Consider the following 14,040-nt stretch of genomic DNA (forward strand, 5'->3'; position numbering starts at 1 on the left):
CCCTAAACTTTACAGCAAACCCGCATGCTTAAGCGCGCTGATAATCACCGGACGACTTTCGTCAGTCAGCGGCGTCATTGGCAGGCGTAAGGTATCGGTCGCCACAAGTCCCAATTCTCTACAGGCCCATTTCACCGGGATAGGATTGGGTTCAACAAATAATTTGTTATGCAACGGCATCAGGCGCTGATTAATCTCACGCGCCTGAGCGAATTGCCCGTTGGCCGCCAGTTTACACATTTCCGCCATTTCACGCGCGGCTACGTTTGCCGTCACGGAAATCACGCCGTGGCCGCCGAGCTGCATGAAGTCCAGCGAGCTGGCATCGTCACCGCTCACCAGGATGAAGTCGTCTGCAACCAGCTCTTTGATCTGATTAACACGAGTTAAGTTCCCGGTCGCCTCTTTGATACCGATAATATTTTTTACTCTCGACAGGCGGGCAACGGTTTCCGGCAGCATATCGCACCCGGTACGGGACGGTACATTGTACAGCATCTGCGGCAGATCGGTGCTTTGGGCGATAGCTTTGAAATGCTGGAACAACCCTTCCTGCGTCGGACGGTTGTAATAAGGCGTGACGGTCAGGCAACCAACGATACCGCTGTTATCAAAGCGTTTCGTCAGGGAGATAGCCTCGGAAGTGGCGTTCGCACCGGTACCTGCGATCACCGGAATGCGCCCGTCCGCCAGCTCAAGCGTTAACATGACCACATCGCCGTGCTCGTCATGGCTTAAGGTAGCAGACTCCCCGGTCGTGCCTACAGAGACAATCGCCGATGTTCCGCTGGCGACGTGGTAATCAATCAGTTTTTTCAGGCTTGACCGGCAGACATTACCTTTCTCATCCATCGGCGTTACAAGCGCGACAATACTTCCCGTGAACATTGGCCATCCTCTGTGCAAACAAGTGCCTCAATGGTACGTTTGGTGCAGGATCAAAAGCAAGCCGCCAGGTGACTCTACACGGTTGTATGCAGGATTTTTTTATGCTTTCCTTATGATATCCCACCGATTCACAGGAAGAATGCGTTTGACTCCTTCACCACACCATTATCTGGTTATCACAGCCCTCGGGGCGGACAGACCTGGCATTGTTAATACCATCACCCGCCATGTCAGCAGCTGCGGCTGTAATATCGAAGACAGTCGTCTCGCCATGCTCGGTGAAGAGTTTACGTTTATTATGCTGCTGTCCGGCAGCTGGAACGCGATAACCCTGATTGAATCAACGCTGCCGCTGAAAGGCGCCGAGCTGGATCTGCTGATCGTCATGAAGCGCACCGCCGCGCAGGATCGTCCGGCCATGCCCGCCACGGTCTGGGTGCAGGTGGAAGTCACCGATTCGCCGCATCTGATCGAGCGCTTTACCGATCTGTTTGATACGCACCATATGAACATTGCCGAGCTGGCTTCCCGCACGCAGCCCGCCCAGGATAATATGCCGCCGCAGTTGTATATTCAGATAACCGCCCACAGCCCGGCCTCTGAAGATGCGGCAATTATTGAACAGGCCTTTAAAGCCCTATGTACAGAACTGCATGCGCAAGGCACTATTAGCGTGGTGAACCCACAGCAAGATGATTAAAGACGGAGAGTAGTGATGAGCCCACTGAAAGCCGGTGACAGCGCACCGAAATTTAGCCTGCCCGATCAAGACGGCGAGCAAGTAAATTTGACCGACTTCCAGGGACAGCGCGTTCTGGTTTACTTTTATCCCAAAGCGATGACGCCCGGCTGTACCGTTCAGGCATGCGGCCTGCGCGACAACATGGACGAGTTGAAAAAAGCTGGCGTGGAAGTGCTGGGTATCAGCACCGACAAGCCAGAGAAGCTCTCGCGTTTTGCCGAGAAAGAGTTGCTTAACTTCACCCTGCTGTCCGATGAGGATCATCAGGTCTGCGAGCAGTTCGGGGTGTGGGGCGAGAAATCCTTTATGGGCAAAACCTACGACGGCATTCACCGCATCAGCTTCCTGTTAGACGGCGAAGGCAAAGTCGAGAAAGTGTTTGATGACTTCAAAACCAGCAACCATCACGACATCGTGATGAACTGGCTGAAAGAGAACGCTTAATTCCGGCAAATATTAAAAAGCCGACGCGAAGTCGGCTTTTTTTAAGGCCGTTCGTCGTCGATGACCAGTCCGTCAGGCCAGGCGTGCACGACGGCTTTAATCAGCGTGGCGAGCGGAATGGCGAAGAAGACGCCCCAGAATCCCCACAGCCCGCCGAAGATCACCACCGAGAGAATAATGACCAGCGGGTGTAAATTAACCGCCTCGGAAAACAGCACCGGCACCAGCAGATTGCCGTCAAGCGCCTGAATAATCAGATACACCGCAAACAACGTCCAGAACTCCGTGCCCAGGCCAAACTGGAACAGCGCAACGCAGACGACCGGGATGGTCACCACGAAAGCGCCGATATAAGGAATGAGCACCGAGAAGCCAACCAGCACCGCCAGCAGCAGCGAATAATTCAGCCCAAAAACGATAAAGCCAATATAGGTTGCGATGCCCACCACTATCATCTCCAGCACTTTTCCGCGGATGTAGTTGGTTATCTGCTGATTCATCTCAAGCCATACCTGCCCCGCCAGGCCGCGATTACGCGGCAGCACTCGCCGCACGGCGTTGAGCATCTGATCTTTATCTTTGACGAGGAAAAAGACCATCAGCGGCACCAGCACCAGATAAATAGCCAGCGTCAGAAGCCCCACTAAGGAAGCCAGGGAGTATTTCACGACCTGATCGCCCATGCCAGACAGGCGGCCACGCATATTTTCCGCCATCGCATCGATAATGCCCGCGTCCACCAGCGCCGGATAACGTTTTGGCAGCGCAGCGGCGAAATCAGAGAGTTTATTCAGCATGCCCGGCGTATCGCGAATCAGATAGATGCCCTGCTGCCACGCAACCGGCGCGACCACCAGCACCATAACCATCAATATGCCGACAAACAGCACCAGGACAATGGTTGCCGCCCAGCTGCGGGAACAGCCTATACGTTCAAGACGCGCCGTTGGCCATTCCAGCAGATAGGCCAGCACCATGGCGACCAGCAGCGGAGCCAGAAGCCCGTGGAAGAAAAAAAGGATGAGAAACCCGGCCACCAGAATCACCAGCAAGGCGATGGCTTCCGGGTCGCTAAACCGTCGACGGTACCACTGCAACAACATCTCGAGCATATATCCCTTCCCTGACAGCTTTAGGCGAACCGGGATTGTATCTAAATGTCATGCTAAAGACTTCGCTTTTTACGCCCGGAAAGCTCCTGGTTGAGGTACGCTGTCGGTTTCGGTGTTAAGCTTTTCTTCGTTTGTTATGCGCACGGCAAAACGCCGCGAAAGTACGAACAAATTAGCCCGTAACGTGTCGAATTCAGACCTCGATTAAACAGGATAGCGGTTATGTTCAGGCAGTTGAAAAAAACGCTGGTTGCAACGCTGATGACAACCTTACTCGTAGCTCAAACGACGCCAGCCTTCGCGGACGTGGCCGATCAGCTGCCTGATATGGGGACATCGGCCGGGAGTACGCTGTCAATTGGCCAGGAAATGCAGATGGGCGACTTTTATGTTCGCCAGCTTCGCGGCAGCGCTCCCCTGATTAACGATCCCCTGTTAGTTCAGTACATTAATGGTCTGGGCACGCGCCTGGTTAGCCATGCTAATTCGGTCAAGACGCCGTTCCATTTCTTTCTCATCAATAATGATGAAATAAACGCCTTTGCTTTCTTCGGCGGCAACGTCGTGCTGCACTCCGCCCTGTTCCGCTATGCCGATAACGAAAGCCAGCTCGCCTCGGTTATGGCGCACGAAATCTCGCACGTCACCCAGCGCCACCTCGCGCGGGCGATGGAAGACCAGAAAAAGAACGCGCCCCTGACATGGGTTGGCGCGCTGGGCTCTATCCTGCTGGCGATGGCGAGCCCGCAGGCGGGAATGGCAGCCCTGACGGGCACGCTGGCGGGGACGCAGCAAGGGATGATCAGCTTTACGCAACAGAACGAACAGGAGGCCGATCGCATCGGCATTCAGGTGCTCCAGCGTTCCGGTTTCGATCCTCAAGCGATGCCAACCTTCTTAGAAAAGCTGCTCGACCAGGCACGCTATTCCACCCGCCCGCCTGAAATCCTGCTGACGCACCCGCTGCCGGAAAGCCGTCTGGCAGATGCCCGTAACCGTGCCAACCAGATGCGGCCAATTGTGGTGCAGTCCTCAGAAAACTTTTACCTGGCCAAAGCGCGTACGCTTGGCATGTATAATTCCGGGCGTAACCAGCTCACCAGCGATTTGCTTGACGCCTGGTCAAAAGGCAATGTCCGCGAGCAGCACGCGGCGATTTACGGTCGCGCGCTGCAGGCGATGGAAGCCAAAAACTGGGGCGAGGCCCGCAAACAGCTCCAGCCTTTGCTCGCCGCGCAGCCGACAAACGCGTGGTATCTCGATCTGTCTACGGATATCGATTTAGGGCAAAACAAAACCGCTGACGCGATTAATCTCCTGAAGAACGCGCCGGGTCTGAATCTTAATCCGGTGCTGCAGCTTAACCTTGCTAACGCCTACGTTCAGGCCGGCCAGCACGCGCAGGCGGCCGCCATTCTCAACCGCTACACCTTTGCCCATCCGGACGACGTGAACGGCTGGGATTTACTGGCACAGGCCGAAGCCGCGCTGGGCAATCGCGATCAGGAACTGGCCGCGCGCGCCGAGGTGATGGCGCTGGGCGGTCGCCTGGATCAGGCCATCTCGCTGCTCAGCAGCGCCAGCGCCCAGGTGAAGCTTGGCAGCCTCCAGCAGGCCCGCTACGATGCGCGTATCGATCAGTTCCGCGAGCTGCAAAAACGGTTCCTTCAATACCAGAAAATGTAACGGGAGTTAATATGTCCGCAGGCGTCACTATTTATCACAATCCACGCTGTTCAAAGAGCCGCGAAACGTTAAGCCTGCTCAAGGCAAACGGCGCGGAGCCTGAAGTTGTACTGTATCTGGAAACGCCACCGGATGCGGATACGCTCAAATCTCTGCTGAGCAAATTAGGGTTTGCAAGCGCACGCGATCTGATGCGCCAGAAAGAAGATCTCTATAAAGAGTTAAATCTTGCAGAGGCAAGCTTAAGCGAAGAGCAGCTGATTCAGGCGATGGTGGAAAATCCAAAGCTGATTGAGCGTCCGATCGTGCTGGCAAATGGCCAGGCGCGTATTGGCCGCCCGCCGGAGTCGGTGCTGGAGATTTTGTAAGGCGGAATAAATGCCGCAGGCGCAGGGGCTTATCCGTCCTAAGGCAATGGTTTCGTAGGGTGGATAAGCATGCGCCATCCACCGTAAGGTTAAAGCCCCATTATCGGCAATGGTTTCGTAGGGTGGATAAGCCTGCGCCATCCACCGCAAGGTTAAAGCCCCAGTATCGGCAATGGTTTCGTAGGGTGGATAAGCCTGCGCCATCCACCGCAAGCTTAAAGCTCCAGTATCGGCAATGGTTTCGTAGGGTGGATAAGCCTGCGCCATCCACCGCAAGGTTAAAGCCCCAGTATCGGCAATGATTTCGTAGGGTGGATAAGCCTGCGCCATCCACCGCAAGCTTAAAGCCCCAGAATCTCTTTAACAAACGGGATCGTCAGCTTACGCTGCGCGGTAATAGAGGCGCGATCGAGCTGATCGAGCGTCATAAACAGCGTGCGCATTTCGCGATCTAAACGCTTAAGCAGAAAACGCCCCACGTCTTCCGGCAGCTCAAAGCCACGCTGACGCGCGCGTAATTGCAGCGCCTGAAGCTTGTCATCGTCCGACAGCGGTTGCAGCTTATAGATTTGCCCCCAGTCGAGGCGCGATGCCAGATCCGGCAACCGCAAATTAAGCTGGCGCGGCGGCCTGTCGCCGGTAATCAGCAGCCGGGTTTTCCCCGACTCCAGAATGCGGTTATAGAGGTTAAAGAGCGCCATTTCCCAGGGCTCATCACCGGCGATACATTCGATATTATCGATGCACACCAGCGAAAGCTGTTCCATTCCGTCCAGCACTTCCGGCACAAACCAGGTGCGTTTATCCAGCGGCACGTAACCCACCGCCTCGCCTCTTTGCGACAGTTCCGCACAAGCGGCGTGCAGCAAATGGCTGCGCCCGCCCCCTTCCCGCGACCAGAAATAGATATACCCGCTGTGATCCTGACGGAGCACGGCCTGCAGGGCGGCGAGTAAAGAAGGGTTATCACCCGGCCAGAAACTGGAAAAAGTTTCATCGTCGGGCAAATAGAGTGGCAGTGAAAGCTGTGCCGGCGTATTCAGAAGTACCTCAACCATAACAGGCAGAAAAACGCTGAGAGTCTATCACAGAATCAGGGTGCTGTAGAACCGGGCGGGAACGCCGCCCGGCCTGCTGCAACACTACGATTTTACTTCGCTGTCTTTCGCGTCAAGCACCACTTCTTCCGGACGCAGCACGTTGATAATTTTGAAAATGAGGCTCAGTCCCACGCCGACGATAGTCGCCAGCGCCATGCCTTTCAGCTCGGCGGCGCCAATGTGCACCTTCGCGCCGCTAACGCCGATTATCAGGATGACGGAAGTCAGGATCAGGTTTTGCGCCTTGCTGTAGTCAACTTTAGATTCGATCAGTACGCGAATACCGGATGCGCCGATCACCCCGTACAGCAGCAGGGAAACGCCGCCCATCACAGGAACCGGGATTATCTGAATCGCCGCCGCCAGCTTGCCGACGCAGGAAAGCAGAATCGCCAGAATAGCCGCGCCGCCGATAACCCAGGTGGAATACACGCGGGTAATCGCCATTACGCCGATGTTCTCACCGTAGGTTGTGTTCGGCGTGGAGCCGAAGAAACCGGAGAAAATCGTCGAAACGCCGTTGGCAAACATCGAGCGATGCAGGCCCGGATCGCGAATCAGATCCTTTTTAACGATGTTCGCCGTCACCACCAGGTGGCCGACGTGCTCGGCGATAACCACCAGCGCTGCGGGCAGAATGGTGAAGATAGCGAACCATTCGAAGCGCGGGGTGTAGAAGGTCGGCAGCGCAAACCAGTGCGCCTCACGGATTGGCGTAACGTCTACCACGCCCATCACGAAGGAGAGCGCGTAGCCCGCCAGCACGCCGATAAGAATCGGGATAATCGCCAGGAAGCCGCGGAACAGCACGGAGCCGAAGACCGTTACCGCAAGCGTCACCAGAGAAATGATGATGGTGGTGCTGTCCGGGGAAGCGCCCTCCGCGGGCAGCAGCCCGGCCATATTTGCCGCAACGCCCGCCAGCTCAAGGCCGATTACCGCAACAATGGCGCCCATCGCCGCCGGCGGGAACATCACGTCCAGCCAGCCGGTGCCCGCCTTTTTCACAATCAGCGCCACAATGCAAAACAGCACGCCGCACATGATAAAGCCGCCCAGCGCTACTTCATAACCCAGCGGCAACAGCAGCAGCACGGGGGAGATAAACGCAAAGCTTGATCCCAGGTATGCCGGGATTTTTCCCTTACAGATAAAGAGATACAGCAGCGTCCCGATACCGTTAAACAGCAGAACGGTCGCCGGGTTGATGTGGAACAGAATCGGCACCAGCACGGTTGCGCCAAACATGGCAAACAGATGCTGCAAACTTAACGGAATCGTTTGCAATAACGGCGGTCTTTCACTTACCCCGATAGCGCGGCGGGTCATGTTGTTTTCCTCTGAGTATTGTTTTAACGAACGACGGGTTTTAAAAACCAAAAAAAAGCCGACTTTCGAAGTCGGCTACTTTTTTATTTCGTACCAAATATCTTGTCGCCGGCGTCGCCGAGGCCAGGAATAATGTATCCGTGCTCGTTGAGGCACTGATCGATGGAAGCGGTATAAAGTTCGACATCCGGGTGCGCTTTTTCCAGCGCGGCGATCCCTTCAGGCGCCGCCACCAGAACCAGCACCTTAATGCTGGTGCAGCCCGCATTTTTCAGCAGGTCGATGGTGGCAATCATAGAACCACCGGTCGCCAGCATCGGGTCAACCACCAGCGCCATACGCTCTGCGATGTTTGAAACCAGCTTCTGGAAGTAAGGCACCGGCTCTAAGGTTTCTTCGTTACGATAAACGCCAACCACGCTGATACGCGCGCTGGGTACGTTTTCCAGCACGCCTTCCATCATGCCCAGACCGGCACGCAGAATTGGCACAACGGTAATTTTCTTGCCTTTGATCTGATCGATTTCTACCGGGCCGTTCCAGCCTTCGATAGTGACCTTTTCGATTTCCAGATCCGCAGTGGCTTCGTAAGTCAGCAGGCTGCCAACTTCTGAGGCGAGTTCACGAAAGCGTTTAGTACTGATGTCCTGCTCACGCATCAGGCCCAGCTTGTGTTTGACGAGTGGGTGTTTCACTTCCACGATCTTCATTACTCTTTCTCCCCGAGAATGTTGGCGACCACAAAAAAAATCGCCGGATTATACCGCTTTTTTGCATTCGCGCCATCGGTATTGGGGTTGATCGGGATCAACCAAACCCGAATGAGTATACATCAACAATCTTTCTTCCCGCGTTACAAGAGGCTCGCAAACGTTTGCCTGCGCTGTTAGAATTGCCGCGATTTTTATTCCATACCACCCGTGGGGAACGCGCAGTGACCGATAAAACCTCTCTTAGCTACAAAGATGCCGGTGTTGATATTGATGCTGGTAACGCTCTGGTCGACAGAATTAAAGGCGTAGTGAAAAAGACCCGCCGCCCGGAAGTGATGGGTGGCCTGGGCGGTTTCGGTGCGCTGTGCGCGTTGCCTCAGAAATATCGCGAGCCCGTGCTGGTTTCCGGTACCGACGGCGTCGGCACCAAGCTGCGTCTGGCCATGGATTTAAAACGTCACGATACCATCGGTATCGATCTGGTCGCGATGTGCGTAAACGATCTGGTGGTTCAGGGCGCGGAGCCTTTGTTCTTCCTCGATTATTACGCGACCGGCAAGCTTGATGTGGATACCGCATCCAGCGTCATTACCGGCATCGCAGAAGGTTGCCTGCAGTCTGGCTGCGCCCTGGTTGGCGGCGAAACCGCTGAGATGCCGGGCATGTACCACGGCGAAGATTACGACGTGGCCGGTTTCTGCGTCGGCGTGGTTGAGAAGTCTGAAATCATTGATGGTTCTAAAGTTGCCGACGGGGATGTGCTGATAGCGCTCGCCTCAAGCGGCCCGCACTCTAACGGCTATTCGCTGGTACGCAAAGTGCTGGAAGTCAGCGGCGCCGATCCGCTGACCACCGAACTTGAAGGCAAGCCGCTGGCGGATCACCTGCTGGAACCCACCCGCATTTATGTCAAACCGCTGCTGGAACTGATTGGCGAAGTAGACGTGCACGCCATCGCCCACCTGACCGGCGGCGGCTTCTGGGAGAACATCCCGCGCGTGCTGCCAGACAATACGCAGGCGGTGATTGATGAGTCTTCATGGCAATGGCCTGCCGTATTTAACTGGCTGCAGAAAGCCGGCAACATCAGCAGCCATGAGATGTATCGCACCTTTAACTGCGGCGTGGGCATGCTTATCGTCCTGCCGGCCGCCGAGGCGGATAAAGCCGTTGCCTCGCTGCAAGCCAAAGGCGAAAACGCCTGGCAAATCGGTATCATTAAAGCGACTGATTCCAGCGAGCGCGTGGTTATTGAGTGATGAAACACATTGTGGTGCTGATTTCCGGCAACGGAAGCAATCTTCAGGCGATTATCGACGCCTGCGAGCAAAAAAAGATTAACGGCACCCTTTCGGCGGTGTTCAGCAATAAGGCCGACGCGTTTGGCCTTGAACGCGCGCGCGCGGCGGGCATTCCGGCCCACGCGCTCACCGCCAGCCAGTTTGCCGACCGCGCGGCTTTCGATCGCGAATTAATGCAGGAAATCGACGCCTACGCGCCGGATCTGGTGGTGCTTGCCGGCTATATGCGCATTCTCAGCCCGGCGTTTGTGGCGCATTACTCCGGCCGCCTTATCAACATCCACCCTTCTCTGCTGCCAAAATATCCGGGTCTGCATACCCATCGTCAGGTGCTTGATAACGGCGATGAAGAGCACGGCACCTCGGTTCATTTCGTCACCGATGAACTGGACGGCGGTCCGGTCATTTTACAGGCCAGCATCCCCGTCTTTGCAGGCGATGACGAAGCCGACATCACCGCACGCGTGCAGCATCAGGAACACGCCATATATCCGCTGGTGGTGAGCTGGTTTATGGCGGGCCGTCTTGAGATGCGCGATAACGCAGCCTGGCTTGACGGGAAAGAACTCCCGCCGCAGGGTCACGCGGCAGAAGAATAAACATTAAGGGGCTGCGGCCCCTTTTTTATGCCTGCGTCGTTGGACATTCCCCGCCAAAGCTCGCCATAATGGCTGACGTGACGGCATTTTAACGTCCACGAAAACGGAAGTGAGGGCTAATGGGTCAGGATAAGCTGTATATCGAAAAAGAACTGAGCTGGTTGTCTTTTAACGAACGTGTGCTCCAGGAAGCGGCGGATAAAATCAATCCGCTGATCGAGAGAATGCGTTTTCTCGGCATCTATTCGAATAACCTTGATGAGTTTTATAAGGTGCGTTTCGCCGAGCTGAAACGGCGCATTCTGATCAGCGAAGAACAAGGGACCGCGCCTAACTCGCGTCACTTACTGAATAAGATCCAGGCTCGCGTGCTGAAGGCCGATCAGGAGTTTGACGGGCTGTATAACGATCTGCTGCTGGAGATGGCCCGTAATCAGATCTTCCTGATTAACGAACGCCAGCTTTCTGAGAATCAGCAAAAATGGCTGCGCCACTATTTCAAACACTATCTGCGTCAGTACATCACGCCAATTCTTATCAATCATGACACCGATCTGGTGCAGTTCCTTAAGGACGACTACACCTATCTGGCAGTTGAGATTATCCGTGGCGCAGAGACGCGCTACGCCCTGCTGGAGATCCCGTCCGATAAAGTGCCGCGCTTTGTGAATCTGCCGCCGGAAGCGCCCCGCCGCCGCAAGCCGATGATCCTGCTGGACAACATTCTGCGCTACTGCCTGGATGAGATTTTTAAGGGCTTTTTCGATTACGACTCGCTGAATGCTTATTCGATGAAAATGACCCGCGATGCGGAATATGATCTGGTGACCGAAATGGAATCCAGCCTGCTCGAGCTGATGTCATCCAGCCTGAAACAGCGGCTGACCGCCGAGCCGGTACGCTTTGTTTACCAGCGCGATATGCCCGATGCCATGGTCGAAATGCTGCGCAATAAGCTGACCATCACCAACTACGACTCCATTATTCCGGGCGGTCGTTATCATAACTTTAAAGATTTTATTAACTTCCCAAACGTCGGCAAGGCGAACCTGGTTAACAAACCGATGCCGCGCCTGCGCCATATCTGGTTTGATAAATTCCGCAACGGCTTTGACGCCATTCGCAACCGCGACGTGCTGCTTTACTACCCGTACCACACCTTTGAACACGTGCTGGAGCTGCTACGCCAGGCCTCGTTCGACCCGAGCGTGCTGGCCATTAAAATCAATATCTATCGCGTGGCGAAAGACTCGCGCATTGTTGAATCGATGATTCACGCGGCGCACAACGGCAAAAAAGTGACCGTGGTCGTGGAGCTGCAGGCGCGCTTCGACGAAGAGGCCAACATCCACTGGGCGAAGCGCCTGACGGAAGCGGGCGTGCACGTTATCTTCTCGGCGCCCGGCCTGAAAATTCACGCCAAGCTGTTCCTGATTTCGCGTAAAGAAGGCGATGAAGTTGTGCGTTACGCGCACATCGGCACCGGCAACTTTAACGAGAAAACCGCTCGCCTCTACACTGACTATTCGTTACTGACCGCCGATGCACGCATCACCAATGAAGTGCGCCGGGTGTTCAACTTTATTGAAAATCCTTATCGGCCGGTAACCTTCGAGTATCTGATGGTATCGCCGCAAAACTCGCGTCGCCTGCTCTACGATCTGGTGGATCGAGAAATTGCCAATGCGCAAAACGGCCTCCCTTCAGGCATTACGCTAAAACTTAATAATCTGGTTGATAAAGGGCTGGTTGACAGGTTATATGCTGCCTCCAGCTCCGGCGTTAAGGTTAATCTGCTGGTGCGTGGCATGTGCTCTCTGATCCCTAACCTTGAAGGGATCAGCGATAACATTCGCGTGATCGGTATCGTCGACCGTTATCTGGAGCACGACCGGGTTTACGTGTTTGAAAACGGCGGCGACAAGAAAGTCTATCTCTCCTCCGCCGACTGGATGACGCGCAACATCGATTACCGTATTGAAGTCGCCGTCGCCGTACTCGACCCGCGTCTGAAGCAGCGGGTGCTGGACATTATCGATATTCTGTTTAGTGATACCGTAAAGGCGCGCTATCTCGATAAAGAACTGAGCAATCGCTATGTGCCGCGTGGTAACCGCCGTAAGGTCCGCGCACAGCTTGCGATCTACGATTACATTAAATCTCTGGAACAACCTGACTAACGCTATGCCGATAAAAAAACATGCTCCCAGGCCGCAGGAGTTTGCTGCGGTCGATCTGGGCTCCAACAGTTTCCACATGGTGATTGCCCGTGTGGTCGACGGCGCGATGCAAATCATCGGGCGCTTAAAGCAACGCGTTCATCTCGCAGACGGGCTTAATGCCCGCAACGAGCTAAGTGAAGAGGCGATGGAGCGCGGCCTTTCATGCCTTGCGCTCTTTGCCGAACGCCTGCAGGGCTTCGCAGCGGCGAACGTCTGCATTGTCGGTACGCACAGCCTGCGCGAGGCGGTTAACGCCGAGGTGTTTCTTAAACGCGCCGAGCAGGTTATTCCCTATCCGATTGAAATTATTCCCGGTAATGAAGAAGCGCGCCTGATTTTTATGGGCGTTGAACACACCCAGCCAGAAAAAGGCCGCAAGCTGGTTATCGATATCGGCGGTGGCTCCACCGAGCTGGTAATCGGTGAAGATTTTGAGCCTATGCTGGTGGAAAGCCGCCGCATGGGGTGCGTGAGCTTTGGGCAAAACTTCTTCCCGCAGGGCGTCATTACGCCCGAAAACTTCAGGCGGGCGCGCCTTGCGGCGGTACAAAAACTGGAAAATCTCTCCTGGCAGTATCGCCTGCAGGGCTGGAATGTCGCGATGGGGGCTTCCGGCACCATCAAGGCCGCACATGAAGTGCTCCTAAATATGGGCGAAAAGAACGGTATTATTACCCCAGAACGCCTGGAAATGCTGTGCGATGAGGTGCTGAAGTTTAAAAATTTCAGCTCGATGAGCCTGCCGGGTTTATCCGAAGAGCGAAAAGCGGTGTTTGTGCCCGGCCTTGCCATTCTCTGTGGCGTGTTTGATTCACTGGCGATCCGCGAGCTTCGTCTCTCCGACGGGGCGCTGCGCGAAGGGGTGCTATACGAAATGGAAGGCCGTTTCCGTCATCAGGATATCCGCATCCGCACCGCGCAGAGCCTCGCGGATCAGTACCATATCGACAGCGATCAGGCCAGGCGAGTGCTGGCCACAACCGAGCATATTTATCAGCAATGGGAAAAGCAGAACCCGAAGCTTGCCAACCCGCAAATGGCCGCGCTGCTGAAGTGGTCCGCCATGTTGCATGAAGTGGGGCTGAATATTAATCACAGCGGTTTGCATCGCCATTCGGCCTATATTCTGCAGCACAGCAACCTGCCCGGTTTTAATCAGGAGCAGCAGATGCTTATCGCTTCGCTGGTGCGTTATCACCGCAAGGGCATTAAAATTGACGATTTGCCGCGTTTTACGCTGTTTAAGAAAAAGCAGTTCCTGCCGCTGATACAGATTTTGCGCCTGGCCGTGCTGCTCAATAATCAACGACAGGCCACCACCACTCCGCCTACGCTAGTGCTGGAAACCGAAGAGAATCACTGGACGCTGCGTTTTCCGCACGGCTGGTTTAGCCAGAATACACTGGTGCTTCTTGACCTGGAGCGCGAACAGCTTTACTGGGATAACACGCCCGGCTGGCAGCTAAAGATTGAAGAAGAGGCCAGCCCGACGATTGCGGCTTAAGTTATCCGCAGCGGATGGCGCTAACCTTTCTG

The 14,040-nt window shown here is 55.1% G+C and carries 13 protein-coding genes; 8 read left to right on the forward strand and 5 right to left on the reverse strand.

Annotation, left to right across the window (positions count from 1 at the left end; genetic code table 11):
* Positions 1-9 precede the first annotated feature (9 nt).
* Entirely contained in the window at positions 10-888 is an 879-nt protein-coding gene (gene dapA / locus WLO31_RS14880; protein WP_435927385.1) for a 4-hydroxy-tetrahydrodipicolinate synthase, read from the reverse strand.
* 145 nt (positions 889-1,033) lie between these two features.
* Between dapA and WLO31_RS14885 the strand changes: the two genes are divergently transcribed.
* Complete coding sequence (locus tag WLO31_RS14885; RefSeq protein WP_435927386.1) at positions 1,034-1,588, forward strand: glycine cleavage system transcriptional repressor; 555 nt, start codon at positions 1,034-1,036, stop codon at positions 1,586-1,588.
* Positions 1,589-1,603: 15 nt separating this feature from the next.
* A complete protein-coding gene (bcp, locus tag WLO31_RS14890; RefSeq protein ID WP_435927387.1) occupies positions 1,604-2,074 on the forward strand; it encodes a thioredoxin-dependent thiol peroxidase in 471 nt (156 codons plus the stop codon).
* A gap of 41 nt (positions 2,075-2,115) precedes the next feature.
* On the opposite strand, the gene WLO31_RS14895 is transcribed toward bcp, so the two are convergent.
* Positions 2,116-3,186, reverse strand: a complete 1,071-nt coding sequence (locus WLO31_RS14895) for an AI-2E family transporter (protein WP_435927388.1) — start codon at positions 3,184-3,186, stop codon at positions 2,116-2,118.
* Positions 3,187-3,408: 222 nt separating this feature from the next.
* Here WLO31_RS14895 and bepA point away from each other — a divergent pair, with 222 nt between their 5' ends.
* Positions 3,409-4,872, forward strand: a complete 1,464-nt coding sequence (gene bepA, locus WLO31_RS14900) for a beta-barrel assembly-enhancing protease (protein WP_435927389.1) — start codon at positions 3,409-3,411, stop codon at positions 4,870-4,872.
* An 11-nt stretch (positions 4,873-4,883) separates the two neighbouring features.
* Entirely contained in the window at positions 4,884-5,240 is a 357-nt protein-coding gene (gene arsC / locus WLO31_RS14905) for an arsenate reductase (glutaredoxin) (protein WP_435927390.1), read from the forward strand.
* Between the two features lie 341 nt (positions 5,241-5,581).
* Here arsC and WLO31_RS14910 read toward each other — a convergent pair whose 3' ends face one another.
* The 3 genes from WLO31_RS14910 to upp form a co-directional block, all read right to left on the reverse strand.
* Positions 5,582-6,283, reverse strand: coding sequence for a DnaA inactivator Hda (locus WLO31_RS14910; protein ID WP_435930624.1), 702 nt, complete (start codon positions 6,281-6,283; stop codon positions 5,582-5,584).
* A 99-nt stretch (positions 6,284-6,382) separates the two neighbouring features.
* On the reverse strand, positions 6,383-7,669 hold the full coding sequence (uraA, locus tag WLO31_RS14915) for a uracil permease (protein ID WP_435927391.1): 1,287 nt from the start codon (positions 7,667-7,669) through the stop codon (positions 6,383-6,385).
* A gap of 83 nt (positions 7,670-7,752) precedes the next feature.
* Positions 7,753-8,379, reverse strand: coding sequence for a uracil phosphoribosyltransferase (gene upp, locus WLO31_RS14920; protein WP_435927393.1), 627 nt, complete (start codon positions 8,377-8,379; stop codon positions 7,753-7,755).
* A gap of 224 nt (positions 8,380-8,603) precedes the next feature.
* Here upp and purM point away from each other — a divergent pair, with 224 nt between their 5' ends.
* From purM to ppx, 4 genes are all read left to right on the forward strand, one after another.
* A complete protein-coding gene (purM, locus tag WLO31_RS14925) occupies positions 8,604-9,641 on the forward strand; it encodes a phosphoribosylformylglycinamidine cyclo-ligase (RefSeq protein WP_435927394.1) in 1,038 nt (345 codons plus the stop codon).
* Positions 9,641-10,282 carry a phosphoribosylglycinamide formyltransferase gene (purN, locus tag WLO31_RS14930; RefSeq protein ID WP_435930625.1) on the forward strand — a complete coding sequence of 214 codons (642 nt, stop codon included), beginning with the start codon at positions 9,641-9,643 and terminating at the stop codon, positions 10,280-10,282. The genes purM and purN overlap by 1 nt, the downstream gene beginning before the upstream one ends.
* A 119-nt stretch (positions 10,283-10,401) precedes the next feature.
* Entirely contained in the window at positions 10,402-12,462 is a 2,061-nt protein-coding gene (ppk1, locus tag WLO31_RS14935) for a polyphosphate kinase 1 (RefSeq protein ID WP_435927395.1), read from the forward strand.
* 4 nt (positions 12,463-12,466) lie between these two features.
* Entirely contained in the window at positions 12,467-14,008 is a 1,542-nt protein-coding gene (gene ppx, locus WLO31_RS14940; protein ID WP_435927396.1) for an exopolyphosphatase, read from the forward strand.
* The last annotated feature ends 32 nt before the right edge of the window (positions 14,009-14,040 follow it).

The sequence above is a fragment of the Dryocola sharpae genome (assembly GCF_051307055.1).
Lineage (GTDB): Bacteria > Pseudomonadota > Gammaproteobacteria > Enterobacterales > Enterobacteriaceae > Dryocola.